19 protein-coding genes are annotated in these 26,538 nt (G+C 60.4%); 13 read left to right on the top strand and 6 right to left on the bottom strand.

From position 1 onward, the window contains the following. Positions 1–218: 218 nt before the first annotated feature. On the bottom strand, positions 219–1,214 hold the full coding sequence (locus HF027_RS14245; RefSeq protein ID WP_168016770.1) for a LysR family transcriptional regulator: 996 nt from the start codon (positions 1,212–1,214) through the stop codon (positions 219–221). Between the two features lie 230 nt (positions 1,215–1,444). On the opposite strand from HF027_RS14245, the gene HF027_RS14240 reads away from it, so the two are divergent. The 3 genes from HF027_RS14240 to HF027_RS14230 all read left to right on the top strand — a co-directional run bounded on the left by HF027_RS14240 (position 1,445) and on the right by HF027_RS14230 (position 7,569). Continuing rightward, the gene (locus HF027_RS14240) at positions 1,445–2,860 is read left to right on the top strand and encodes an acetyl-CoA carboxylase biotin carboxylase subunit (RefSeq protein WP_168016768.1); all 1,416 of its coding nucleotides are present in this window, start codon (positions 1,445–1,447) and stop codon (positions 2,858–2,860) included. A gap of 10 nt (positions 2,861–2,870) precedes the next feature. Then, positions 2,871–4,703 carry a sodium-extruding oxaloacetate decarboxylase subunit alpha gene (gene oadA / locus HF027_RS14235; protein ID WP_168016766.1) on the top strand — a complete coding sequence of 611 codons (1,833 nt, stop codon included), beginning with the start codon at positions 2,871–2,873 and terminating at the stop codon, positions 4,701–4,703. 271 nt (positions 4,704–4,974) lie between these two features. Next, the gene (locus HF027_RS14230; protein WP_168016764.1) at positions 4,975–7,569 is read left to right on the top strand and encodes a DUF3141 domain-containing protein; all 2,595 of its coding nucleotides are present in this window, start codon (positions 4,975–4,977) and stop codon (positions 7,567–7,569) included. Between the two features lie 132 nt (positions 7,570–7,701). Here HF027_RS14230 and HF027_RS14225 read toward each other — a convergent pair whose 3' ends face one another. Together HF027_RS14225 and pyk are read right to left on the bottom strand one after the other, a co-directional pair. Then, complete coding sequence (locus tag HF027_RS14225) at positions 7,702–8,175, bottom strand: methylglyoxal synthase (protein WP_168016762.1); 474 nt, start codon at positions 8,173–8,175, stop codon at positions 7,702–7,704. A 43-nt stretch (positions 8,176–8,218) separates the two neighbouring features. Further along, entirely contained in the window at positions 8,219–9,676 is a 1,458-nt protein-coding gene (gene pyk, locus HF027_RS14220; protein ID WP_168016760.1) for a pyruvate kinase, read from the bottom strand. Positions 9,677–10,084: 408 nt separating this feature from the next. Here pyk and topA point away from each other — a divergent pair, with 408 nt between their 5' ends. From topA to HF027_RS14200, 4 genes are all read left to right on the top strand, one after another. Then, positions 10,085–12,727 carry a type I DNA topoisomerase gene (gene topA, locus HF027_RS14215; protein WP_168016758.1) on the top strand — a complete coding sequence of 881 codons (2,643 nt, stop codon included), beginning with the start codon at positions 10,085–10,087 and terminating at the stop codon, positions 12,725–12,727. Beyond that, complete coding sequence (locus tag HF027_RS14210) at positions 12,724–13,185, top strand: DUF6586 family protein (RefSeq protein WP_168016756.1); 462 nt, start codon at positions 12,724–12,726, stop codon at positions 13,183–13,185. The genes topA and HF027_RS14210 overlap by 4 nt, the downstream gene beginning before the upstream one ends. A gap of 143 nt (positions 13,186–13,328) precedes the next feature. Continuing rightward, positions 13,329–13,565 carry a hypothetical protein gene (locus tag HF027_RS14205; RefSeq protein WP_136254399.1) on the top strand — a complete coding sequence of 79 codons (237 nt, stop codon included), beginning with the start codon at positions 13,329–13,331 and terminating at the stop codon, positions 13,563–13,565. A gap of 9 nt (positions 13,566–13,574) precedes the next feature. Further along, positions 13,575–14,093, top strand: coding sequence for an NYN domain-containing protein (locus HF027_RS14200; RefSeq protein ID WP_168016754.1), 519 nt, complete (start codon positions 13,575–13,577; stop codon positions 14,091–14,093). 162 nt (positions 14,094–14,255) lie between these two features. Here the strand turns inward: HF027_RS14200 and HF027_RS14195 are convergent, their stop codons facing one another. Next, positions 14,256–14,738, bottom strand: coding sequence for a potassium channel family protein (locus HF027_RS14195; protein ID WP_168016752.1), 483 nt, complete (start codon positions 14,736–14,738; stop codon positions 14,256–14,258). Positions 14,739–14,957: 219 nt separating this feature from the next. Here HF027_RS14195 and HF027_RS14190 point away from each other — a divergent pair, with 219 nt between their 5' ends. Together HF027_RS14190 and HF027_RS14185 are read left to right on the top strand one after the other, a co-directional pair. Further along, entirely contained in the window at positions 14,958–15,545 is a 588-nt protein-coding gene (locus tag HF027_RS14190; RefSeq protein ID WP_245184860.1) for a L,D-transpeptidase family protein, read from the top strand. Between the two features lie 197 nt (positions 15,546–15,742). After that, positions 15,743–16,009, top strand: a complete 267-nt coding sequence (locus HF027_RS14185; protein WP_136254402.1) for an Lpp/OprI family alanine-zipper lipoprotein — start codon at positions 15,743–15,745, stop codon at positions 16,007–16,009. A gap of 253 nt (positions 16,010–16,262) precedes the next feature. Here HF027_RS14185 and HF027_RS14180 read toward each other — a convergent pair whose 3' ends face one another. Further along, a complete protein-coding gene (locus tag HF027_RS14180) occupies positions 16,263–17,432 on the bottom strand; it encodes a L,D-transpeptidase family protein (RefSeq protein ID WP_168016750.1) in 1,170 nt (389 codons plus the stop codon). A 40-nt stretch (positions 17,433–17,472) separates the two neighbouring features. Further along, complete coding sequence (gene mfd, locus HF027_RS14175; protein ID WP_168016748.1) at positions 17,473–20,919, bottom strand: transcription-repair coupling factor; 3,447 nt, start codon at positions 20,917–20,919, stop codon at positions 17,473–17,475. Positions 20,920–21,268: 349 nt separating this feature from the next. Between mfd and HF027_RS14170 the strand changes: the two genes are divergently transcribed. The 4 genes from HF027_RS14170 (at position 21,269) to HF027_RS14155 (ending at position 26,538) form a co-directional block, all read left to right on the top strand. Beyond that, positions 21,269–22,732: a glyceraldehyde-3-phosphate dehydrogenase gene (locus HF027_RS14170; protein WP_168016746.1), complete on the top strand. Its 1,464-nt coding sequence runs from the start codon at positions 21,269–21,271 to the stop codon at positions 22,730–22,732. 451 nt (positions 22,733–23,183) lie between these two features. Continuing rightward, positions 23,184–24,536: a Na(+)-translocating NADH-quinone reductase subunit A gene (locus tag HF027_RS14165; protein WP_168016744.1), complete on the top strand. Its 1,353-nt coding sequence runs from the start codon at positions 23,184–23,186 to the stop codon at positions 24,534–24,536. Beyond that, the gene (locus tag HF027_RS14160) at positions 24,536–25,762 is read left to right on the top strand and encodes an NADH:ubiquinone reductase (Na(+)-transporting) subunit B (RefSeq protein WP_168016742.1); all 1,227 of its coding nucleotides are present in this window, start codon (positions 24,536–24,538) and stop codon (positions 25,760–25,762) included. Before HF027_RS14165 ends, HF027_RS14160 begins: the two co-directional genes overlap by 1 nt. After that, positions 25,762–26,538 (top strand): Na(+)-translocating NADH-quinone reductase subunit C, encoded by a 777-nt coding sequence (locus HF027_RS14155; protein ID WP_425338677.1) that lies wholly within the window; start codon positions 25,762–25,764, stop codon positions 26,536–26,538. Before HF027_RS14160 ends, HF027_RS14155 begins: the two co-directional genes overlap by 1 nt.

Genomic DNA, 26,538 nt, shown 5'->3' with positions numbered 1-26,538 from the left:
AGGCGGCCAGGTCACGCGCACGCGGCTACCGGAACGAGGCCAACTTCATCGCCATGATCTACCTGATTGGTAGCCCCGTGGGCCGCCTGCTGGATCAGGCCAAATCCACATGAAACGTCGAAGAACCGATTGTTGCCTTGTCTATCCTTCGGTCGTCGACTTTTCAGACAAAGCCTAGCCATGCATGAACGATCACGGCAGTAGTTACGACTGTAGTACTAGGATTGCGTGCTGTCTGCCGCCGGCAGGCAGACCACGCTGTGGCCTTGCATGGGTTCGAGCGGCCCACTGAAGTGGCGGTTGAGCTCGGGCAGCAGCTCTCGCACGCAGCGCAGGAACAGCTCGGTGACCGGCGAAGGCGGCCGGTCCTTGGGGTAGACCGTGCACCAGGAACGTTTGAGCGGAAAGCCAGGCAGCTTCGGCGAAGCCAGCAGGCCGGAGGCGATTTCCAACTGCACGGAGAGTCGCGGCAATACCGCAACGCCCAGGTGCGCCATGATGCCCTGCTTGATCGCCTCGTTGGTGCCAAGCTCGATGGTATGCGGCAGCGATACCCGCTCTCTCGCGGCGAACTCTTCGAAGGCGGTACGCGTCCCGGAGCCGGGTTCGCGCATCAGCACATAGTGGCGGGCGAAGTCCTCGAGGCTTGGTTTCTCGGCCGTCAGCAACGGGTGACCGGGCCAGACCACCGGAATCATTTCATTATCGAGGATGGGCATGAAGGCCAGTTGGGCATCCTGAGGCACCATGCCCATGATCACCAGGTCATCGCGCCGCTCAGCCAGGCGCTCGAGGGCCTGGCTGCGGTTGCACACCCGCAAGCGGATGGTGACTTCCGGATAGCGGGCACGAAAGCGCGCCAGAATATGGGGGACGACATACTGAGCGGTGGAAACGGCCGCCAGGTTGAGCTCGCCACGAATGGTGCCGGCGATCTCGGATAGCTCCATCTGAAGACTTGAGACCTGGCCGAAGATCGAGGTCACCGAGGCGGCCAGCGCGTCGGCGGCAGGCAGTACATGGAGGGTCTTGCCGGCATACTTGAACAGCGGCTGCTCCAGTGCCTGCTCGAGCTGTCGGATCTGGGCGCTTACCGCGGGTTGGGTGAGGCCTAGCTGCTCGGCTGCTCGGGAGTACGACTGCTGGCGATACACGGCCTGAAAGACCTGCAACTGACGAAATGTCAGGCGATTGAGCAGACTGGGTCGAGTCATCGGTGTTCCCGCAAAAATCTAGCTATAAGTTATAGCTTATAGGTTGGCAAAAAAATATCAATTTTTCTATTGGTTCAACACCCGGTAGCGTGAAAAACGTCCTGCAGCGGGGTTGGCTGGATACCCGTGAGCCGCTGGAAAAGGAAGGCTGAATCATCGTCCTTCCGGGGGCTCTCGAGTGTTTCGCAGGCCCGCTCAGGACGCAACCCGCCACCCTGGAGATTCGAACCGTGTTCCAGAAGCTGTTGATTGCCAATCGCGGCGAGATCGCCGTGCGCATCGAGCGAGCCTGTGCTGAGCTTGGCATCCGCTCGGTGGCTATCTATACCGACCCCGACCGCTTTGCCCTGCACGTCAAACGCGCCGATGAGGCGTACCAGGTCGGCGATGATCCCCTCGAGGGCTATCTTGATCCACGCCGCCTTGTCGATCTTGCCCGTGAAACCGGCTGCGATGCCATCCACCCCGGCTACGGTTTTCTGTCCGAGAATGAGGAGTTTGCCCGCATCTGCAAAGATGCCGGTATCGCCTTCGTCGGCCCCAGCGCCGACGTGATCGCCCGTATGGGCGACAAGACAGCGGCCCGACGAGCGATGCGTGACGCGGGTGTGCCGGTCACCCCGGGGTCGGAGGGCAATCTCGACAACTGTGCCGACGCGTTGGCCGAGGCCGCGCGCATCGGTTATCCGGTCATGCTCAAGGCGACCTCTGGCGGCGGAGGTCGCGGCATCCGTCGCTGCGACAATGCCGAGCAACTCGAGCAGGCCTGGGGACGCGTGATATCCGAGGCCACCAAGGCGTTCGGCTCTGCTGATGTCTTTATCGAGAAATGCGTGGTCGATCCTCATCATATCGAGGTTCAGATCCTTGCCGATCAACATGGCAGCGTGATCCATCTCTTCGAGCGTGATTGCTCCATTCAGCGTCGAAATCAGAAACTGATCGAAATTGCCCCCAGCCCCCAGTTGACGCCTGAACAGCGCGCTTATGTCGGCGAACTCGGCGTGCGCGCGGCCAAGGCAGTGGGCTACGAAAACGCCGGCACCGTGGAGTTCCTGGTCAAGGGTAACGAGATCTACTTCATGGAGATGAACACCCGGGTACAGGTCGAGCACACCATTACCGAGGCCATCACCGGGGTCGATATCGTCCGCGAACAGCTGCGCATCGCCAGCGGCCACAAGTTGTCCTTTCGCCAGGAAGATATTCATCACCACGGCTATGCCGTCCAGTTTCGCATCAACGCCGAAGATCCCAAGAACGATTTCTTGCCGTCTTTCGGGCGTATCACCCGCTACTACGCCCCCGGCGGACCGGGGGTGCGTACCGATACCGCCATCTATACCGGCTACCAGATCCCCCCTTACTTCGACTCGCTGTGCCTGAAATTGGTGGTCTGGGGGCTGACCTGGGAAGAAACCCTCGACCGAGGCATCCGGGCGCTCAATGACATGCGCCTGCAAGGCGTCAAGACCACCGCCCCCTACTACGAAGAGATCCTGCGCCACGCAGACTTCCGTAACGGTCATTTCGATACCGGCTTCGTGCCGGCGCACCCTGAACTATTGCAGTACTCGGTCAAGCGCAACCCCGAAGAGGCGGCCCTGGTGATTGCCGCCGCCATTGCCGCCCACGCTGGCCTGTAAGGAGAACCCCATGACAAAGACAACAGCTTCCTCTGCCGCCGATGCCGTCAGTATCACCGATGTCGTGTTACGCGACGGTCATCAGTCGCTGATCGCCACCCGCCTGCGTACCGAAGACATGCTGCCGGTATGTCCTGCGCTGGATGCCATCGGCTTTCATTCTCTGGAAGTCTGGGGTGGGGCAACCTTCGATGCGTGTGTGCGCTTTCTCAAGGAAGATCCCTGGCAGCGACTGGTACAGCTAAAGCAAGCCTTGCCCAATACGCCGCTGCAGATGCTGCTGCGAGGCCAGAACCTGCTCGGCTACCGTCACTATGCCGACGACGTGGTGGAACGCTTCGTGGCCAAGTCGGCCGACAATGGCATCGATATCTTCCGCGTCTTCGATGCTCTCAATGACCTGCGTAACCTGGAAACGGCCATGCGTGCGGTCAAGGCCAGCGGCAAGCACGCTCAGGGCACGCTGTGTTATACGGTCAGTCCCGTCCACACCCTTGAGCGCTATGTGGCAGATGCTCATCGCCTGGTCGACATGGGAGCCGACTCCATCGCCATCAAGGACATGGCCGGCCTGCTGACGCCTTACGCGACCCAGGAACTGGTTGGGGCGCTCGTCGAGGCCGTCGAGGTGCCGGTGCATCTTCATGCCCACGCCACGTCCGGCCTGGCATCGCAGTGCCACCTCAAGGCCGTTGAAGCTGGCTGCCGCCATATCGATACCTGCAACTCGGCCTTTGCCGGGGGCACTAGTCATCCGTCCACCGAGGCGATGGTGGCGGCCTTCAAGGGCACATCCTTTGATACTGGCCTCGATCTGGAATCTATCAAGGCGGCGGGGGATCAGCTGCGTGAGGTGCGCAAGAAGTACGCCGGCTACGAGAGTGAATACACTCGCGAAGACGTGGCGGTGCAGATCAACCAAGTGCCCGGCGGCATGATGTCCAATCTGGCCAATCAGCTCAAGGAGCAGAATGCCCTGTCGAAGATCCGCGAGGTGTTCGACGAGATTCCACGGGTACGTGCCGACCTGGGTTACCCGCCGCTGGTCACTCCGACCTCACAGATCGTGGGCACACAGGCGGTGATGAACGTGCTCACCGGAAGCCGCTACAAATCGATCACCAACGAGGTCAAACGCTACTTGCTGGGAGGCTACGGTCAGCCACCAGCGGCGGTCGAGGAGGGGCTCAAGAAACGGGCGATCGGCAACCAGCAGGTCGAGGAAGGGCGTCCGGCCGATCAGCTGAGCCCCGAGATGACACGCCTGACCGCGGACATCGGTGAGCTCGCCGAGGGCGAAGAGGATGTGCTGACCTATGCCATGTTCCCGGATATAGGGCGTGACTATCTCCAGAGCCGTCGTGACGGCACTCTGGTGCCCGAGCCGATGCCGTCGTCGGTGGCGAGCGATGCACAGCGTCCGGTCACCGAGGCCACGCCGACCGAATTCGTGATCGATGTCCACGGCGAGTCCTACGAGGTGCAGATCACCGGCGTCGGTAGCGATATGAGTGGCAAGCGCCAGGTCTACCTGACCCTCGACGGCATGCCGGAGTCGGTGGTGTTCGAGGCTCGCGACAGCTATGACGCCGGGTCGGCCAGTGCGGGCGGTCGTGCCCGTGCGACCGGCAAGGGTCACGTGACCACGGCCATGCCGGGTAATATCGTCGATGTGCTGGTGGCCGTCGGTGACACGGTCGAGGCCGGTCAGGCGGTACTGATCAGCGAGGCCATGAAGATGGAGACCGAGGTGCATGCCCGCCAGGCCGGCAGCGTGGTAGCGATCCACGTGGCCAAGGGCGACCGCGTCACGCCGGGCGAGGTATTGATCGAGATCGAGTGAACCAAACTGGCCAGATGATGCTATCGACTGGAGCATCGTCAGGCAGCGTCTGGGAGAAAGCTTATGGGGCTTGGCTTATATAGAGGCAACGATTAGCGGAAAACGGCTAAGCGACTAGAGGGGGCAATGGCAATTGACCCTCTAGTCGAGGGCCAGTAACAAGCATACGGATCGTCAGTCAGTGACAGGAAGCCGGCTTTCGCGATAGGCTATATTGCATCGCAGCATGGCCTTGAACGGCCTGCATCCCACCGACTATCGGGAGAATTGTATGCTTGCTGCTTATAACGCCATGACGAACACGGCTTTATCGTTTTTCGATCCGCTGGGGTTCGGGCGTAGTGCCATGGATTATTGGCGCGATACCGTCGAACGCCAGGTGCTGTTTCTGGATGTAATGCGTGAACGAGGTAATCAGTACCTCGAGCATATGGAACAGACCAAACCCAATGTGCTGGGCTTCGAGTCTGAGTTGATCATGGACGGTCGCGATTTGCCGCGGCCGGTCAATTATGAACTGATGCGCATCCTTCCGCCGGCAGGCGTCGAGGTCGATCCGGACATGCGACCCTTCGTGGTCGTCGATCCTCGCGCGGGCCATGGCCCCGGCATCGGTGGCTTCAAGCCGGATAGTGAGCTGGGTGTGGCGCTGCGCGCCGGCCATCCCTGCTATTTCATTGGCTTTTTGCCGTTCCCGGTGCCGGGCCAGACGGTCGAAGATGTGGTGGACGCCGAGATTGCTTTCCTTTGGGAGGTCATCGCCCGCCATGATCATCTGTCCGAAAAGCCCATGGTTGTCGGCAACTGTCAGGCGGGTTGGCAAATCATGATGGCTGCGGCACTGGAGCCCGATTGCTTCGGTCCGATCCTGATTGCCGGGGCACCGCTGTCCTATTGGGCCGGCGAGCGCGGCAAGGCCCCCATGCGCTATGCCGGTGGCATGAACGGCGGCAGTTGGACCACAGCGCTTGCCGGTGATCTGGGCGCCGGGCTTTTCGATGGCGCTCTGCTCGTGCAGAACTTCGAGAAGCTCAATCCGGCCAATACGCTCTGGACCAAGCAGTACCGCCTGTATGCCAACGTCGACAGCGAAGCGGAACGCTATCTGCAGTTTGAGCGTTGGTGGGGCGGTCACGTGGTCCTCGGTGCCGAGGAAATCCAATATATCGTCGACAACCTGTTCGTGGGTAACAAGCTGAGTAATGCGCGGCTGACCACGCGGGATGGCCGTCGGATCGATCTGCGCAATGTGCGCTCACCCATCGTGGTGTTTTGCTCGAAGGGCGATGACATCACGCCGCCCCCACAGGCGCTTGGCTGGATCAGCGATCTGTATGGCGATGTCGACGATATCGTCGCCAACGGACAAACCATCGTCTACTGTCAGCACGATACGACGGGGCACCTGGGTATCTTTGTGTCGGGCAGCGTGTCGCGTAAGGAGCACGCCGAGTTCACCGCCAACATGGATTATATCGATGTGCTGCCACCGGGGCTTTACGAGACCACGGTGACGGAAAAGGCCTCGAGTGGTGCTGCCGAGGCGGTGCATGTAGATGGTGATTACCTGCTGGAGTTTTCTCCGCGGGGTATCGACGACATCAATGCGATCGTCCAGCCCCATGCCGAGGACGAGCGCCGTTTCGCAACCGTCGCACGGGTGTCCGAGATCAACCGGGGTATCTATCAGATGCTCGTGCAGCCTTGGTTGAAAGCCGTCATGACACCCGAGGCGGCGCGCTGGATCCGTCGTATGCATCCGATACGCCTGGGCTACAAGCTGTTCTCTGACCGCAATCCCTTGATGGTGCCGGTTCCGGTGCTTGCCGAGCGTATTCGCGCCGACCGGCATCAGGTCGGACCCGATAACGCCTTTCGCCAGATGGAGTTCACCCTGTCCGACCAGGTTGAATCTTCTCTCGAAGGCTATCAGCAGGTGCGTGACCAAGCGACAGAACGCCTCTTCCAGGAGCTCTATGGCCAGCCTTGGTTGCAGACCATGGTGGGCTTGGGTGTTGACGGAGAGCCGGTGAGGCGTCGTCCGGGCATCGAGCCCGAGCACCAGCGCTTCGTGGCCAACCGGAAGGCCGAGTTGCATGCGCGTGTTGACCAGGGCGGCCCGCACGCTGCCGTGATGCGCTCGCTGATTTTTGTGCTGGGCGGCGCGCCGTCCACTGACGAGCGCAACTTCAAGCGCCTTCGTGCGACTCGCGAAGAGCTCGGGCCAAACCTCAAGATTGAAGATTTCAAGGCCTTGGTGCGAGAGCAATTCTTCATTCTCAAGCTGGATCGGCATGAGGCACTGAATGCGCTTCCGGTCATGCTGGAAGGTGCCAGTAACCAGGAAATCGACGATCACCTGGAACATATCGAGCATGTTCTCGCTGCCAGTGGCGAGCCGGGCGAGCGAGCAGCCAAGCGCCTGGAGACGATTCGCCACTGCTTTGATCAAGCCCGTCCGGCGATGTCACCGACAAGCAATGGTACCCCCGAGACGTCTGGGGCCTCTGCTGACGCGCTTGATACTACGCGTGAGCAGCAAGACACGCCGGGACTGCCGGCTGATTCACAGCCTGAGCAAGAGCAGCCTGAGCAAGAGCCCAAGGCAACGCAGGTGGGTGATGCGGCGTCAGATGAAGCTCAACAGCTAGGCGAAGAGAAGGCTGAGACTCCGCTTGAAACGGGTGTCAGTGAACCTCAGGCCGAGCAGGATAAGGCCTCAGAGGCTTCTGCAGGTACTGATGCTTCCACTGCATCCGCTGATGCCCCCAAGGGGAGCGGTGAGGCCCCCAAGGGCAATAGAGCCCAGCGCCGTCGCGCCGCTCGCAAGTCCAAGGGGAATACACCGCCTTCCGGTGATGCCTGATTCTCTATCTGAGATGTTGATAACCTGAGACGCTGATAAAGCAGACCTCAAAAAAGCGCCGCCCCTAAGGGCGGCGCTTTTGTTTATGCTGACGCTGTCGCGTCTCCTGCGTCGTCGAACTGCCTCATGCCGTTAGACCCGCGCAGACACCCAACGCCCCGCATCGGGAATGCCGATCTCAAACTCTTCCCCCACATAGGGAGAGCTGATCAGGAAGTCGGCACTGGCCGCGTTGCAGGCCACGGGGATATTCCACAGCGCTGCCAGGCGCAGCAGTGCCTTGACGTCAGGATCATGGGGCATCGGCGCGAAGGGGTCCCAGAAGAAAATCAAGAGATCCAGGCGTTGTTCGGTGATGCGGGCGCCAATCTGTTGATCGCCGCCCAATGGGCCGCTCATCAGTCCCTCAACCTCAAGCCCCAATTCCTTGGAGACCCGAGTGGCGGTGGTGCCCGTGCCCACCAGTTGGTGAGTCGCCAGGGTATCCTGCCAGCGCCTTGCCCAGTCGAGTAGCTCACCTTTCTTGCCATCGTGAGCGATCAAGGCGATGCGTTTACGACCGGGCAGGGTGCGGGTCGTCTGCTGTCCAGGGCGTTGCTCACTCATGAATCATGTTCCTCGCTGGGCTGTGTCTACGATCGGTTAGCCGTTATTGGACCGACAGGATTTGCATGGTATTGGTGCCGCCATGAGCGTTCATGTGCTCGCCGCGGGTCAGGATGATGTAATCACCGCTCTCGGCGATGCCTCGATCAGTCAGTTCCTTGATGGTTGCCTCATTCAGATCACCGGGATTCATGTCCCCGGAGTTGAAGTAGAGAGACACCACACCGCGATATAGTGCCATACGCCGTTGGGCGATGGGGCTGTGGGCGAAGCCGATGATCGGCAGCCCCGAGCGAATGCGCGAAGCGATCAGCGGGGTATAGCCGGTGGCTGTCATGCAGGCAATGGCGGCCACCCCCTTGAGGTGGTTGGCGGCATACATCGCTGACAGCGCAACGGTCTCATCGGTCTTGCTGAAGCCTTCATGAATGCGGTGGCCGGATTCCTGAGCGCTGCGTTCGCGCTCTGCCCCCAGGCACAGGCGATTCATCGCCTCAATGGTTTCGACCGGGTAGTCGCCGGCGGCGGTTTCCGCCGAGAGCATGACCGCATCGGTGCCGTCGAGCACGGCATTGGCCACGTCGAAGACCTCGGCGCGTGTCGGCAGCGGCGACTCGATCATCGATTCCATCATCTGGGTCGCGGTGATCACGGCGCGGTTGAGGCTGCGCGCGCGCTGGATCATGCGCTTCTGCACACCGATTAGCTGGGCGTCGCCGATCTCGACGCCGAGATCGCCGCGGGCCACCATCACCGCTTCACTGGCCAGGATGATGCCATCCAGGGTCTCGTCGTCGGCGACCGCTTCGGCCCGCTCGACCTTGGCGACCAGGCCAATTTCCTTGCCGGCCTCGCCCAGCAGCTCGCGGGCCTCCAGCATGTCGGCCGCCGAGCGCGGGAAGGAGACCGCCAGATAGTCGACGCCGATATCGATGGCGGTCTTGAGGTCGGCCTTGTCCTTGTCGGTCAGTGCCGCCGCGGAGAGCCCGCCGCCCTGTTTATTGATGCCCTTGTTGTTGGAGAGCTTGCCGCCCACCACCACCCTGGTGTGAACCTCGGGGGCGTTGACTTTCTCAACCTCAAGCACCAGGCGGCCATCATCCAGTAGCAGCATGTCGCCGGCAGTAACGTCGTCGGCCAGTGACTTGTAGTCACAGCCCACACGCTTGGCATCGCCAGCGTTGCTGTCCAGGGATACGTCCAGCACGAAGGACTGGCCTTCTTCCAAAGTGACAGCACCATCGGCAAAGCGGGCGATGCGAATCTTGGGTCCCTGCAGGTCGCCAAGGGCCGCCACGCTTCTGCCGAGTCGGTCCGCAATCTCGCGAACGCGACTCAGGCGCTGGCGGTGGTCATCCGCTGAACCGTGAGAAAAGTTCAGTCGTACGACGTCGACACCGGCAGCGATCATCTCCTCGAGCACGCCCTCGCGGTCACTGGCGGGGCCTAGCGTGGCAACGATTTTGGTGCGGCGGATCGGGCCGTTAAGGGCATTCGACATGCGTCTCTCCTGACGAGTTAGCTTGGCTTTCGGTGCATGATGGCGACCGAAAATCGGGGCTGAATACGGGTGGCGAATCGCCATGTAGTGATTTTACTACATCATAGTACACCACGCTCCCGGCTAGCTGAAAAGCCCGATGCCTCTTGGGGACGTGACACTGTTGACTACAGATATAACGAGCTTAACTCGCCAAGTTGACAGTTGAAGTGACCTTAATAAAGGTGGTGACAGCCTTGCCGAGGCCTGGCAGCGCGGTCTAGGGTCAGATAACGAGTCACGTCGATGACTGGCGCCGCACCAATCGCTGGGGTAGGGTAGGCGAATTTTTCAGCCGCTAATGGTTGTTGGCACAACGAGATCGTCTCGGGGCATGCTGCCCGGGCTGACACTATTATTTGGAGTTCTATGGGCAAGTCACTGGTCATCGTCGAGTCGCCGGCCAAGGCAAAGACGATCAATAAATATCTCGGCAACGATTACATCGTGAAGTCGAGCGTGGGTCATATTCGCGACCTGCCGACCAGCGGCTCGGGTAAGGCATCCAGCGATCCCAAGGAGCGTGCCCGCCAGGCGGCCGCGACCCGCAAGATGTCTCCGGACGAGAAGGCGGTCTACAAGAAGCGCAAGTCCTGGGATCAGCTGGTGCGGCGGATGGGGATCGACCCCGAGCACGGTTGGGAGGCGGAATACGAGATCCTTCCCGGTAAGGAGAAGGTAGTCGCAGACCTCAAGAAACATGCCGAAAAGGCCGATGCCGTCTATCTCGCGACCGACTTGGACCGCGAGGGTGAGGCCATCGCCTGGCATCTGCAGGAAACCATTGGGGGCGAGCCGGAACGCTACAAGCGCGTGGTCTTCAACGAGATCACCAAGAATGCCATCCAGGAAGCCTTTCAGGATCCGGGGCAGCTCAATATTCCGCGGGTCGAAGCGCAGCAGGCACGGCGCTTCCTCGACCGGGTCGTGGGCTTCATGCTCTCGCCCCTGCTGTGGAGCAAGGTGGCAAGGGGCCTCTCCGCGGGTCGGGTTCAGTCGGTGGCCGTTCGCCTGATCGTCGAGCGCGAGCGTGAGATTCGTGCCTTCGTCCCCGAAGAGTTCTGGGACGTGCACGCGGATCTGATGGTGGGCAACGCGAAGGATGACGCCGAGCCGATTCGCTTCGAGTTGGTGCGTCAGGACGGCAAGGCATTTCGCCCGACCAGCGAAGCCGAAACCCTTGAGCGGATTGCGGACCTGCGCAAGGCATCCCTTGCCGTGACGGCCCGCGAAGACAAGCCGACCCGTTCCAAGCCAAATGCGCCCTTTATCACCTCGACGCTGCAACAGGCCGCCAGTGGCCGGCTGGGGTACTCCGTCAAGAAGACCATGACCATGGCGCAGCGCCTCTACGAGGCGGGTTACATCACCTACATGCGTACCGACTCGACCAACCTGTCGAAGGATGCGATCGAGGCGGTGCGTAGCCATATCGACGACGAATACGGTGCGCGCTATCTGCCCGAGACGCCCAATCACTATTCGAGCAAGGAAGGGGCACAGGAAGCGCACGAAGCCATTCGCCCCTCGAATGTGGCGTTCAAGGCGACCGATCTGGTGGGCATGGAGCGCGATGCCGAGCGTCTCTACGAACTGATCTGGCGTCAGTTCGTGGCCTGCCAGATGACACCGGCGGAGTACCTGTCCAGCACACTGACCGTCGAGGTCGACGGCTACGAGCTCAGGGCCAAGGGCCGGGTACTCAAGTTCGACGGTTACACCCGCGTGATGAAGCCCGCCGGCAAGAAGGAAGAGGATCAGTCGCTTCCCGATCTTGCTGAAGGCACGCCGATGCGTCTCGAAGCGCTCCATCCGCAGCAGCACTTCACCAAACCGTCCGCGCGTTTCACCGAGGCGAGTCTGGTCAAGGAACTCGAGAAGCGGGGGATTGGTCGGCCCTCGACCTATGCCGCGATCATCTCGACCATTCAGGACCGTGGCTACGTCAAGCTCGAGAGCCGGCGCTTCTACGCCGAGAAGCTCGGTGACATCGTCACCGAGCGACTCGGCGAGTCCTTCCCCGACCTGATGGACTTTTCCTTCACGGCGCGCATGGAGGATAACCTCGATGAGGTGGCCGAGGGTGAACGTGACTGGCGCGAGCTGCTCGATGCCTTCTACAGCGAGTTCCGCAAGGAGCTCGAGGTGGCCGAGAGCGAGGATGGTATGCGGCCCAATCAGCCGGTGCCGACCGATATCGACTGCCCGACCTGTGGGCGCAAGATGCAGATCCGCACCGCCTCGACGGGGGTCTTTCTGGGCTGCTCGGGCTATAACCTGCCGCCCAAGGAGCGTTGCAAGACCACCATCGATCTTATCCCGGGTGAGGAAGCCGTGGCCGCTGACGCCGGCGAAGAGGCAGAGACCGATGCGCTGCGCGCCAAACACCGCTGTGGTATCTGCGGTACGGCCATGGACAACTACCTGATCGATGAGACCCGCAAGCTGCATATCTGCGGCAACAGCCCTGATTGCGAGGGGTATGAGATCGAGGAAGGGCACTTCAAGATCAAGGGCTATGAAGGCCCGGTCATCGAGTGCGACAAGTGCGGTGCCGAAATGCAGCTCAAGAGCGGCCGGTTCGGCAAGTACTTTGGTTGTACCAGCGAGACCTGCAAGAACACCCGCAAGCTGCTGCGCAGCGGTGAGGTGGCACCGCCCAAGATGGACCCCATTCCGATGCCGGAGCTGGCCTGCCAGAAGGTCGAGGACCACTATGTGCTGCGCGATGGCGCCAGTGGGCTCTTCCTGGCCGCCAGTCAGTTCCCCAAGAATCGTGAGACCCGTCCGCCGCTGGTGCGTGAACTCAAGGCGCATGCCGAGGAATTACCCGAGAAATATCACTTCCTGCTCAAGGCGCCCAGTAAGGATCCGGATGGTCGCCCGGCCCAGATTCGGTTTTCACGCAAGACCAAGACACAGTTTGTGATGACCGACGAGGAAGGCAAGGCCACTGGCTGGAAGGCGACCTTTGATGGCAGCAAGTGGCAGGTGGAGGACAAGCGGAAATGACGCAAAGTGGCCGCACCAATCAATTGCTCTACCAGGCTGAGCTTGTGCTGGCGGTGCCGGCAGGTGACGATGAACACGCCGTGGCGCGGCGCATGGCCAGTGAAGAGGGGGCGCTGGCGCTGTTGGAGCTTGCGCTTAACTCGGCGCTGCGTGAGCTGACCGAGCATGCGCGGCTTCCCCGCCATGATTGGCGAGAGCTGCTGATCCGTGATGCGCCCCCTGTCGCAGAATTGACCCAGCTTCGTGAATTGGCGGGACAGCCAGACAGCTGGCTCGGCTGGTTGCTGTCTCGCCTCAACGGGCTGCATGGCGTCGATGGCGTGGCGCGGCGTGAGGTGGCTAGCCCGATGACCATCGCTGTCGCGGGCCAGCGTTCATTGGGCGATGAACTCGCTGGCTGTCTCAGCGAGTTCAAGACCACGCTGTCGCAGCTAAGGGAAACCAGTGTCGAATGGTAGCGACGTTTGAAGCCTTTGGCGCGGCTCGCAATCTCAGATGACGTCTCGGCCCGTCTGATGGTAATCTAGAGATATCGACAACGACCATGGATGATCGCCGTGGTCGTTTTTTATTGCCCCATCAGCTGGAGGGTTCATCCAGAATGTCAGAAACCGCTGTTCTGGAAATCGTCGAACTCAACGACGGTGAAATCGTGCTGCGCCACGCCGAGGGTGAAGGCGAGCCGCTGTTGCGCATCAACTTCTCAGAGGAGGCCGGCGATCTGTTGCGTCAGAGCCGCTTCGAAGTGGCGCGCGAGATGATTGACCACGCCATTACGCGCAGTAAGCTGTGGCAGGAAGAAAGTGAAGAACCGGAAATTCCTTCCACCGTGCACTGAGGGCCTCTGATGGCCGCATCCGCATCGCCAGGCGACGTTCCCCGCGTCGCCGTCTTTGTCGACGTGCAAAACGTCTATTACACCACCCGCCAGGCCTTTGGCCGTCATTTCGACTATCATGCGTTCTGGGCGCGACTTACCGACATCGGCAATATCGTGGTTGCCAACGCCTATGCGGTGGATCGCGGTGATCCACGCCAGCGTCAGTTTCAGGCCATCCTGCGTGGCATCGGCTTTGACGTGAAGCTCAAACCCTTCATTCAGCGCCGTGATGGCTCCGCCAAGGGCGATTGGGATGTAGGCATAGCCCTCGATGCATTCGAGGCGGCGGCCGATGTCGAGCGTGTCGTGCTGGTGTCCGGCGACGGCGATTTCGATCTTCTGGTGAGTCGTATGCGCGAGCGCTATGGGGTGCAGGTGGATGTCTACGGCGTGAAGGCGCTGACGGCAGAGGCGCTGATTCAGGCCTCTTCTACCTACGTGCCCATCGAAAATGGTTTGCTGCTAGGCCAATCAGGTACAAGCTGAGCCGACCCGTCCGGTAGGCTCCTCTCTGGTGTTCCGCCCATATCCCGGTCATGCTCCACTCAGCTATCTGCTTTTCCGCGCCGGGTAATCGTGAATGAAGAGGCCCCGATGCCCCTGAGCCTAGGTGAGTGGCGAAGGGGGGGGCTGCTCATGCGCCATGTCCTAATTATCCTGATCAGGGTGATGGGTCCGCCAGTGCTTCTGCATTTCAAGGAAAGTCAGCGAGGCCGACCAGGTAATCAACATGAAGCCGGTCAAGGCCTCGGTGCCCATCACGAAGCGGATGGGGCCGTCGGGTACAATGTCGCCATACCCCAGGGTGGTGAAGTTGATCGCCGACAGGTAGACGAAATCCAGGAATCGCGGTGCCGTGATACCCACCACCTCGCCTGTGCCGGGCATGTCCAGTAGCAGGCTCATGGTGGCCGCGAAGGCCCATATCTGGGCAATATGGCTTCCCAGTAGTCCAAAGATGAGCGTCAAGAAGCGCTGGCGCTGTGAGCGGGTGGATCGCTCCATGCGTCGGCTCAGGATCATCGATACTTCGTAATGCAGCAACACGCATAGGGCGACGGTGAGCAGTGATGCCAACACCACTAGCAGACTGCCAGAATCAAGCAATGCGTCCAGCAAGATGAGCTCCATTGACGTTCTTTAGTCGAGTGATGCGAGACAGGCGATAGCCTACGCCGCAGCCGTTCCTGTACGACCGGTCCCGCAGTATTATCGGGCGCCTCATGATTGGCTGTCAGCAACCCATGGACGGATAGTGAGTCCTTGGAGAGGCTCACGTTGTCATTGATTCAAGAATCCGGTAGAAACCTGTGAGCCTAACCTACAGCCATTCCGATAACGAGCCTGACCATGCTCCGACTGATTATTCTGCTTGTTGTGACCTTGTTACCGCTCGGCGCTGCCGTGGGCGCCATGTCGTCCGATACACAAAGGGTGTCGTTGAATCCTGGCCCACAAGAATTATGGCTGCTGATTGATCAATCCTCGTCAAGCCTTGAGATCTATCGCGGCGACAAGGTGGTTGAGCGCTTCTTCCCGGTATCGTTAGGGCGGGGCGGTGTGAAGCGTCTTCGCCATGAGGGCGACAAGTCGACGCCTTCCGGGGTTTTTCACATCAATCGCGTCAAACTTGACAGTGATTTCCATATTTTTCTGGGGATTGATTTTCCCACCGCCGATCATGCTCGAGAAGCCTGGGAGGCCGGCATGATGTCGGGTCGCGAATATGGCGATTTCATGAGCCATCTTCGGCGAACAGGCCAGCCTCCGCAGGATACGGTGCTGGGTGGCTACATCGGTATCCATGGCCTCGGAGAGGCCGATCCCGAGATTCACCGGCGTTTCGACTGGACTCAAGGCTGTGTGGCAGTCACTAATGCGCAAATTGATCACCTAACGGACCTAGTGACGATTGGCACACGCGTAGTGATCCGCTAATCTGCATCTACGGAAATTGCTGTTCTTCCATATAGACAACGAGTTGTGTCTATAATGGAATGGCGATTGACCTAAAGGCTCTGGCTTACCAGAGTCGACCTGCCGAGGCATAGCCCTGTATCGTATGAAGCGAGCAGGGCCTGATAGAAAATCAGGTATGCCCGGCTGAACCAAGGAAGACCCTCAAGGAGAACACCATGTCGAAGATCACTAACGCTCTGAAGCTGACCGCTGCCGCTGCATCACTGGCCGTGCTGGCTGGTTGTGCCTCTACCGGTGCTCTGGAAGAAGTGCGCACCACTGCGCAGGAAGCCAAGGCTGACGCCGCTCAGGCCAACAGCACTGCCAACCGTGCACTGAACACTGCCAACCAGGCGCAGCGCGATGCCAACGCTGCCATGCAGATGTCTGAAGAGAACCGTCAGGCAATGGATCGCATGTTCGAACGCTCCATGCGCAAGTAATTCGCATGTAGTTGAAGGCCGGCGACACAATGGTGTCGCCGGCCTTGATGCGAGGGTCCTGCCGAGAGGTGGGCCCTTTTTTTGTGCCTGTCTGCGGCAAAGAACGTTCAAGCCAGTGAGGGCCTGACTGCTTTGGTGATGGTCGGCTCATTTAGGAGCATATTCGCGGCTTGCGCGCGGAGCGCACACAAAAAAACGCCTCGCATTAGCGAGGCGTTTCTCAGGCTAGCGCTTCAAGGTGCGCCGTTAATCGTCAGGCTCTGCTGTGCTCGACAAGGGCCTTTGCCGCTTCCACGTCGACGGTCTTGGGGGTATCGGCGGCGATCAGCTCCAGCTGCTCATAGAGGGTCTTTGGTGCCCTCTGCTGGCTTGGCGGGGCAGTGTACTCGAGCGCGACCGGCAAGCCACCAGGCACCTCGACGACATCCCGCAGACGAGCATAGTCGACAGGATAGTCGAGGCCTTCCACGGCCTGGTCAACCTGCGCCAAGGCATTGGTGATGCGATCGACGGTGGTGCCTTCTTCTTCATCCAGGTAGGGGTAGGCTTGCACGTAGAGTGTGCCGTCTGACCAGCCCAGTTTGAACGGCTCGTTGATCAGGCGAACCGTGGTGCCAACACCGACCTTTGCGAACAGAGACTCCACGTCTTCCGGCAGCATGCGGATGCAGCCATGGGTGACGCGCATGCCAATGCCGTCCGGGCGGTTGGTGCCATGGATCAGGTAACCCGGGATGTTAAGGCGCATCTTGCGCGAGCCCAGCGGGTTGTCAGGCCCCGCGGGTACGACGCTTGGCAGCTTGCCGCGACCGTCTTCGGCATGCTCCTTGATGATCGACTGGGGCGGATACCAGGCGGGGTTCTTGACCATCTGTGTGATCGACGTGGTGCCCAATGGCGTTTTCCAGTCCATGCGCCCCACGCTGACCGGATAGGTTTCGACACGGGGTGTTTCGCCGTCCTTGGGTTCCGGGAAGAAGTAAAGGCGCATTTCGGCAACGTTTACCACCACGCCTTCCCGCGGACCGGGAGGCAGGATGAAGCGCGACGGAATCACGACCTCGGTACCTTCTCCGGGATACCAGACATTGATGTCGGGATTGGCGCGGCGCATCTCCTCATAGCCGATGCCATGGCGGCGGCCGATGTCGAGCAGCGTGTCATCGCTCTCGGCGATGACGGTGCTCGTCTCGCCGATGATGTCGCCTTCCTCGGGAAGCGGATAGTGGCCTTGGGGCCATTCTGCTTCGCTTGGTGATTCTGCTTCGCTCGATGCCTCTGCCTTGGCGGATGGCTCGTCGGCGGCTTGAGCGTCAAGCGCCTGCAGCGACAGCGGCAGTGACAGAAGCACGCCGGCAAGAAGCAGGCGCCAGTGAGTGAGGCGCCAAGCAGGTGCAGCGCCACGGGGAGGGGTTCTAGCCATCGTTTCTTCGCTCATCATGATGTCGGCCGGGCTTGAGCGCCTAGGCCGCCTCGGTCTTTCGGTTGAGTCGGTCGAGCAGGTCTTCCACTTGCTGGAAGCGCGCTTCTTCATTTTCCATGTCGGCTTCGAAGCGCAGAGTATCCGCGCCGTCGAGACGGAAATGGACAGGATCTTTCTGGATCAGTGATACCAGCGTCATCGGGTCGACTGCAGTGCCGGTGCCAAATACCACGCGACCGCGCTGTTCGCCGGCTTCCAGGCGCGTGATGCCGAGTTGTTCGGCCCGCTGACGCACCCGTGTCTGTCGCAGCAGCGTCTTCACGGGGGCGGGTAATAGCCCAAAACGATCGATCAGTTCCACCTGCAATTCCTTGAGGTCTGCCGCGTTTTCCGCACTGGCGATGCGTTTATACATCACCAGGCGCTGCTGCACGTCATGCAGGTAGTCATCGGGTATCAACGCCGGCAGATTGAGCTTGATTTCCACGCCCTCGTCCAGCGGTGCTTCTATATTGGGCGTCTTGCCGGCGCGAATGGCTTTCACGGCACGGTCCAGCATCTGCATATAGAGGCTGTAGCCGATGGTTTCTATCTGGCCACTCTGTTCATCGCCCAGCAGTTCGCCGGCCCCGCGGATTTCCATGTCGTGACTGGCCAGGGTGAAGCCTGCCCCCAGGTCCTCGGCCTCGCTGATCGCTTCCAGGCGCTTGATCGCATCCTTGGTCATATTACGCGGTGGCGGCGTCAGCAGATAGGCATAGGCCTGATGGTGGCTGCGCCCGACACGGCCGCGTAGCTGGTGAAGCTGGGCGAGCCCAAACTTGTCGGCCCGCTCGATGATAATGGTGTTGGCGCTGGGGACGTCGATACCCGTCTCGATGATCGTCGAGCACACCAGCACATTAAAGCGCTTGTGGTAAAAATCCGACATGATTCGCTCAAGGCTGCGTTCGGGCAGCTGGCCATGGGCCACGCCGACCCGCGCCTCGGGCACCAGTTCGCGGACGTGCTCGGCGGTGGTTTCGATGGTCTTGACCTCGTTATGCAGGACATAGACTTGGCCGCCACGCAGGATCTCACGCAGTATCGCTTCCTTGATCACCGGTTCGTTGCGCTGTTGCACAAAGGTTTTGACCGACAGGCGCTTGGCCGGCGGTGTCGCAATGATCGACAGATCACGCATGCCACTCATGGCCATGTTGAGCGTACGCGGTATCGGGGTGGCCGTTAGGGTGAGGATGTCGACCTCAGCGCGCAGGTTCTTCAAACGCTCCTTCTGGGAAACCCCGAAGCGGTGCTCCTCGTCGATGATCAAGAGCCCCATGTTGGGCAGCTTCATGCTCTTGGACAGCAATTTGTGCGTTCCGATCACGATATCGGCGCGCCCGTCCTGAATGCGTTCCAGGGTCTTGTCCTGGCTCTTGCCACCGGTGAAGCGGGAGATCAGCTCGATCTGAACGGCCGTATCGGCAAAGCGGTCGCGGAAATTGTCGTAATGCTGCTGGGCCAGCAAGGTGGTGGGTACCAGGACCACGACCTGTCGGCCCGCATTGACGGCCAGGAAGGCGGCGCGCATGGCCACTTCGGTCTTGCCGAAACCGACGTCGCCGCAGACCACCCGATCCATCGGTCGCGGTGCGGTCATGTCGCCGATTACCGCGTCGATCGCGGCACGCTGATCCGGCGTCTCCTCGAAGGGAAAGCTTGCGGCAAAGCGGGCGTACTCGGATTCCGGCAGATCGCAGGCAAAGCCTTCCCGGGCCTCGCGACGCGCATAGACATCAAGAAGCTCCGCCGCGGTGTCCCGCACTTTCTCGGCGGCTTTCTTCTTGGCCTTGTCCCATTGATCCGACCCGAGTTTATGCAGCGGGGCCAGTTCGTCGCTGGCACCGGCATAGCGGGAGATCAAATGCAGGCTATCGACCGGCACATAGAGGCGGGCTTCGTTGGCATATTCGAGTGCCACGAATTCGGCCGCCTGACCGCCGGCCTCCAGTGTTTCTAGCCCCAGGTAGCGCCCGACACCATGCGCATGGTGCACGACAGGTGCGCCGGGGCGCAGTTCCGAGAGATGGCGGATGGCCATTTCGCTGTCATCGGTAGCCTTCTCGCGGCGGCGGCTTTGACGCACCACATCGCCGTAGAGCTCGGTCTCGGTAATGATCGCCAGCGCCGGCTCGTCGATGGCAAGGCCTTCATCCAGCGCCCCCTCGGTGATGGCCAGCTGGGAATCGCCATTGAGGAACGCTGTCCAGCCATCGACATGGGGCATGGCCAGACCCAGTGGCGCCAGGGTCTCTTCCAGTGCTTCGCGACGACCGCGGGATTCGGCGACGAACAGCGCCCGGGTCTCCGGCCCCGCTTCCAGATAGCGTGATAGAGCCGCCAGCGGTTGCTGGTGGCGGGCGTTGATGGCCACCGAAGGGGGCGGCTGTGTGTTGCTGATTCGCGCATGGGGGTGATCGTCGGTGACCAGCTCGACACGCGGGGAGCGCTTGATCGCGGCAAAGATTTCTTCAACCGGCACGAAGGCGCGATGGGGAGGCAGCAACGGACGCGTGGGATCGACGCCCAGATTCTCATAGCGGCTGCGAATCGATGTCCAGTGGTGTTCGGCGGCCTCGAAGACGCCGGGCAGCAGGGCGACGCGTGCGCCATCGACCATGTGATCGAAGAGGGTGGCCGTTTCCTCGAAAAACAGCGGTAGGTATTGCTCGAGGCCGGGCGAGGGAATCGCCTTAAGCGCATCGTTATAGAGCGGACATTGACGCGGGTCGACGTCGAACAGTGTCTCGAAGCCTTCCCGAAAGCAGGCAATCGCCGACCGCGTAAGCGGATACTCGTGTGCCGGCAGCAGTTCGACCGCTTCGACCTTGTCCTCGCTGCGCTGGGTGTCGGGGTCGAAGTGGCGCAGGGTGTCGAGTTCGTTGTCGAACAAGTCCAGGCGTAGCGGTGATTCACTGCCCATCGGGAAGAGGTCGATCAGGGCGCCACGCATGGCGTATTCACCGGGCTCATAGACGGTTTCCACCGCCCGATAACCGGCCCGCGAGAGGCTGTCACGAAAGCCTTCGCGATCTATCTTCATCCCCACCTTGAGCGTCAACACCTGGCCGGCAATGTACTCGGTGGGCGGCAGGCGCTGCATCAGAGTGTTGATGGGCACGATCACGATGCCCTCTTGGGCCTGCTGCAGGCTTCTAAGCGTGCGCAGCCGCGCCGAGACGATGTCCTGGTGGGGCGAAAAACTGTCGTAAGGCAGCGTCTCCCAGTCGGGGAAGGGCAGAACCGATACCCGGGAAAAGAAGCGCAGACTGTCTTCCAGGCGCTGAGCGCTGGCGGTGTCGGCAGTGATGATCATCAAGGGCGCATCATCGGCCAGCCGCGCCAGGGCAAGCGGTGTAGCGCTACCTTGCGGGGCCTGCCAGTAGAGCGTATCGCGCACGCCTTGAGGGCGAGGCGGGTCGAGCGGTGAAAAATGCGGCATGGTGTCGTCTTGATGGCAACCAGGAAAAGGAATGGAGATGGCTCGCGGAGCGCGAACAGAGGCGTCCACTCTAGCGGGCCGGGCGCGACTTCGGAAGGGGAGGTGGCCACCCGCCGATTTCGCGCTTGTAGTCAAATCGCCATTCCTGTAATTGCCTTACAGCGACTGCGACTATCCAGTAATTGCGGCTATCACCCCCGGCTCGGATAATGACTACCACTTTTGTAGTGGTCTACCCGCCCACTATAGCTAACGACTAGCTGCGACGAGACGCCTGTCACTGATCGGTGATAGCGCGATTTTGACGCCATGTTCATCGACGCATGATCATCGAAGAGAGAGGCCCCACGTGAGTCAGCAGAAGCTCGAGACCGTGTTTGAGGAATGGCAGGACAACGAAGCCCTGGCCGAGGAAATGATACCGCTGCTGGGCAAGCTGTATCGCCAGTACAACATCGTCCCCTCGCTGTTCGGCCGCTCCCTGGTCAACCAATCCGTTATCCGCATCCTCAAGGACCATCGCTTCGTCAAGAAGGTCGAGGGGACCGAGCTTTCCGTGCGAGATACCTTCCCGCTGGTGAAGGCGATGGCCGAGCTGGACCTTGGCCCGGCACACGTGGACATCGGCAAGCTGGCCGTGGCCTTCAAGCACAGCGATGCTGATGACGTGACAACCTTTCTCAAGCAGGAGCTTGCAGAAATTGTTGGCCAACACTGCAAGGTGAAGGGCAATGGCGAGCCCAAGGACATCGTGCTGTATGGCTTTGGCCGCATTGGTCGCATCCTGGCGCGCATCCTGGTCGAAAAGGCCGGCGGTGGGAACCTGCTGCGCCTGCGAGCCATCGTGGTGCGCGGACGCGGTGATTTGAGCAAGGATCTGGAAAAGCGCGCCAGTCTGCTGCGTCGTGACTCCGTACATGGTCCTTTCTCGGGCACCATCAGTGTCGATCATGACAATAGCGCCCTGATCGTCAATGGCAACTACATCAAGGTGATATACGCCAACTCGCCGAGCGAGGTCGATTACACCGCCTATGACATCGATAATGCCCTCGTGGTCGATAACACCGGCATGTGGCGTGACGAGGAAGGCCTTGGTCAGCACCTGGCGTGCAAGGGGGCGGCCAAGGTGTTGCTGACCGCGCCAGGCAAGGGCGATGTCAAGAACGTGGTTTATGGTATCAACCATACCGATATTGCTCTCGATGATCGCATCGTGTCGGCGGCGTCCTGTACCACGAATGCTATCGTGCCGGTGCTCAAGGCGCTCAATGACAAGTTCGGCATCGAGCACGGTCACGTCGAGACGGTACATTCTTATACCAACGACCAGAACCTCATCGACAACTACCATAACGGGGATCGTCGTGGTCGCAGTGCGCCCTTGAACATGGTGCTGACCGAAACCGGTGCCGCCAAGGCGGTTGCCAAGGCGCTACCGGAGCTCTCCGGGAAGCTGACGGGCAACGCCATTCGTGTGCCGACGCCTAATGTCTCGATGGCGATTCTCAACCTGAACCTTCATCAAGAGACCGATGTTGAGGCACTCAACGACTACCTGCGCCGCATGGCGATCCATTCGCCCATGCAGAAGCAGATTGATTTCGTGGACTCCCCGGAAGTGGTCTCCTCCGACTTCGTGGGCAATCGTCATGCCGGCATCGTCGATGCCAAGGCGACCATCGCCGATGGCAAGAATGCGGTGCTGTACGTGTGGTATGACAACGAGTTCGGCTACAGCTGCCAGGTCGTGCGTATCCTGCAGCATATGTCCAACGTGAGTTTCCTGACGTTCCCTGTTGATCGTGATTGAACCACGTTATTGACTGAACCATACGTGGCCTCGTGGGTCCTGATGGCAGATATGCTGACGGAACGTTCCACGAGACTGTGAAGCAAGTGTGCGCCCAGGCCTTCAGTGCCTGGGCGTTTAATTCATTATGGGCGCCTTTGACGCCATGTCGGCTGCTTCGAGTCCTTTATAGAAGACTGATTTCCTTCGTCTTATCCTCCCTCCTGGCGACATCTTAGTCGCTGCCCTGCGCCTGCATGCTACCCTTGGCCATGTGGCCTTTCGTTTCGCATGTCATTATAATGTCCGAGATTTTAGGGGCGGTCCGTGCATGGCGGGCCGAACTGACAACCTTCTGATAAGAAAAGAATTCGAACACCGTGACCGCGACCCTTGGCCCCAGTGAAGCTTGGGCAAGCGCGTCTTTCGAACCTCTTTCCTGACACATCAGAGCCGATAACTGGGCGAGTCTATGATCGAAGTCAAACGAGGCCTGGATCTCCCCATCGCGGGGGCGCCCGAGCAGCGCATCGAGGATGCGCGCCCGGTTCGTCACGTGGCCATCCTGGGCACCGACTATGTTGGCATGAAGCCAACCATGGAGGTCCGGGAGGGGGATAGCGTCAAACTAGGCCAGCTGCTCTTCACCGATAAGAAAATCGAAGGCGTGCGTTTCACCGCGCCGGCGAGCGGTGAGATAGTGGCGATCAATCGCGGAGAGAAGCGCAAGCTGCTGTCGGTGGTGATCAAGGTTGATGAAAAGGCGGAAGACGCTGTCGAGTTTACCGCACATGGTGCCGGCAAGATCGACAGCCTGGACCGTCAGGTGGTGGTCGACCAACTCGTCGAGTCGGGGCTGTGGACGGCGCTGCGTACGCGCCCGTTCTCGCGTACGCCGGCCCTCGATGCCGTGCCGGACAATATCTTCGTCACGGCCGTGGATACGCATCCACTGAGTCCTGATCCGGTCGACATCATCAATGAAGCACCCGAGGCTTTCGAGAATGGCCTCAAGGTGTTGTCACGTCTCACCGAGGGCAAGGTTTTTCTCTGCCAGGGCCCCGATGCCAAGCTGCCCGGCAGCAATGTCGACAAGGTGCAGGTCGAGAGCTTTGGTGGGCGTCATCCGGCGGGTCTCGTGGGCACGCACATCCATTACCTGTCGCCGGTGGCGCTGAACAAGCAGGTCTGGCACATCGGTTATCAGGATGTGATCGCGTTCGGCAAGATGTTTGCTGAAGGCAAGCTCGACGTCAGTCGCGTGATCGCCATTGGTGGGCCGCGGGCCGAGAATCCCCGTCTGCTGCGCACGCGCATCGGTGCGAGCACCGATGAACTGCTGGCCGGTGAGGTCGTGACGCCTGACGACACACGGGTGATTTCCGGTTCGGTGTTCTCGGGCGCAACAGCCGAAGGGGCACTGCGCTACGTGGGCCGCTTCCACAACCAGTTGAGCTTGTTGGAAGAGGGCAACAAGCGTGCCTTCATGGGCTGGCTCTCGGTCGGCGCCAATCGCCACTCGGTGATGGGTATCTATCTGTCGAAGATCCTCGGCCTCAGCCAGTATTCGCCTGATACCTCTACCAATGGCTCAGAACGTGCCATGGTGCCGGTTGGCAACTATGAGACCGTCATGCCGCTGGATATCCTGCCTACACAGCTACTGCGCTCGCTGATTGTCGGCGACATTGAAACTGCTATGGACCTGGGGTGCCTGGAGCTGGATGAAGAGGACCTTGCGCTGTGCACCTATGTGTGCCCCGGCAAGTACGAATACGGTCCCATCCTGCGTGACAACCTCTCCACCATCGAGAAAGAGGCCTGATGATGGGTATTCGACAGACGCTCGACAATATCGAGCCGCACTTTCACAAGGGCGGCAAATACGAGCAGTTCTATCCGCTCTTCGAAGCCGTCGACACGATCTTCTATGCGCCGGCAAGCGTCACCAAGACCACGGCCCACGTCCGTGATGGTGTCGATCTCAAGCGGATCATGATCACCGTATGGATGTGCACCTTCCCGGCGATGTTCTTCGGGATGTGGAACGCAGGCTGGCAGGCCAATGCGGCCATCGCCGAGGGCTTTGCGTCCATGGGGGGCTGGCGCGAAGCTGTCCTGATGCTGCTGGCTGGCGGGCATGATGTTGGCAGCGTCTGGTCCAACTTCGTACTGGGTGCCACCTACTTCCTGCCTATTTATCTGGTGACCTTCGTGGTCGGCGGCTTCTGGGAAGTGCTGTTTGCCATCAAGCGTGGTCACGAGGTCAACGAAGGCTTCTTCGTCTCCTCGGTGCTGTTCGCGCTGATCCTGCCGGCGACGATTCCGCTGTGGCAGGTGGCGCTGGGTATCACTTTCGGCATCGTGATCGGCAAGGAAATCTTCGGCGGTACTGGCAAGAACTTCCTCAATCCGGCACTCACCGGCCGTGCTTTCCTGTATTTCGCCTACCCGGCACAGATCTCCGGCGATAGCGTCTGGGTCGCGGCCGATGGCTATACCGGTGCCACGGCGCTGTCCACGGCTTATCAGAGCGGCATGTCAGCACTGTCCAGCCAATTCAGCTGGTGGGATGCCTTCCTCGGCTTCATGCCGGGCTCCATCGGTGAGACATCGACGCTGGCGATCCTGATTGGTGCCGTAGTGCTACTCTGGACCCGTATCGCGTCCTGGCGAATCATGCTTGGCGTCTTCCTCGGCATGGTCGCGACCAGTGCGCTGTTCAATGCCATCGGCTCTGACTCCAACGCCATGTTTGCCATGCCGTGGTACTGGCACCTGGTGGTGGGCGGCTTCGCCTTCGGTATGGTGTTCATGGCGACCGACCCGGTGTCGGCTTCCATGACCGACAAGGGCCGCCTCGCCTTCGGCGCGCTGATCGGCGTGATGACCGTGCTGATTCGTGTGGTCAACCCGGCCTTCCCCGAGGGCATCATGCTGGCGATTCTGTTTGCCAACCTGTTCGCCCCGTTGATCGATCATTTCTTTGTGCAGGCCAACATCAAGCGCCGTCAGCAGCGTACCGGTGCCATGGCTGAGGAGAGTGCCTGATGGCGAGTAACGACTCCATCAAGAAGACGCTGACCGTTGCCTTCGCGTTGTGCATCGTCTGCTCGGTAATCGTGTCTACCGCCGCGGTAGCCCTACGTCCGCAGCAGCAGTTCAACCAGGAGGCCGATCGCAAGTCGAATATTCTCCAGGTAGCAGGCCTTTATGAAGAGGGCGTGCCGATCACCAAGCAGTTCGAGCAGGTGACAGCACGCGCCGTCGATCTGCGGACCGGTGAGTACACCGATGAGGTGGACCCGGAGTCTTATGATCAGTTCTCTGCCTCGCGTGATCCGGCTCAGTCCCGCACCTTGTCAGGTGAAAAGGATATCGCCGGCCTGTCGCGTCAGGAGAACTATTCCGTCGTCTACCTGGTTGGTGACCCGCAGGATCCTGACCAGATCATCGTGCCGGTGCGTGGCCAGGGTCTGTGGGGCCTGATGCGGGGTTATATCGCTCTGCAGGGCGATGCCAATACCATTGAGGGCATTACCTTCTACTCCCATTCTGAAACGCCGGGTCTGGGCGGTGAAGTGGATAACCCAAAGTGGAAGGCGCAGTGGGAAGGCAAGCAGGTCTATCCCGATGGCGAAGTAGGCGAGGGTGGTCCTGAAATCGCCTTGGTCAAGGGCGGTGCCAGCGGTGCTACCGAAGTGGATGCCTTGTCGGGTGCGACGCTCACCAGTAAGGGCGTGACCAACTTGGTGCAGTTCTGGCTGAGCGATGCCGGTTTCGGCAACTACCTCTCCAAGATCCGTGATTCATCGGAAGGAGCCTAA

It is taken from the genome of Halomonas salinarum, assembly GCF_012062845.1.
Lineage (GTDB): Bacteria > Pseudomonadota > Gammaproteobacteria > Pseudomonadales > Halomonadaceae > Onishia > Onishia salinarum.
The sequence above is the reverse complement of the archived record's forward strand: the minus strand, read 5'-3'. Positions and strand labels throughout refer to the sequence as shown.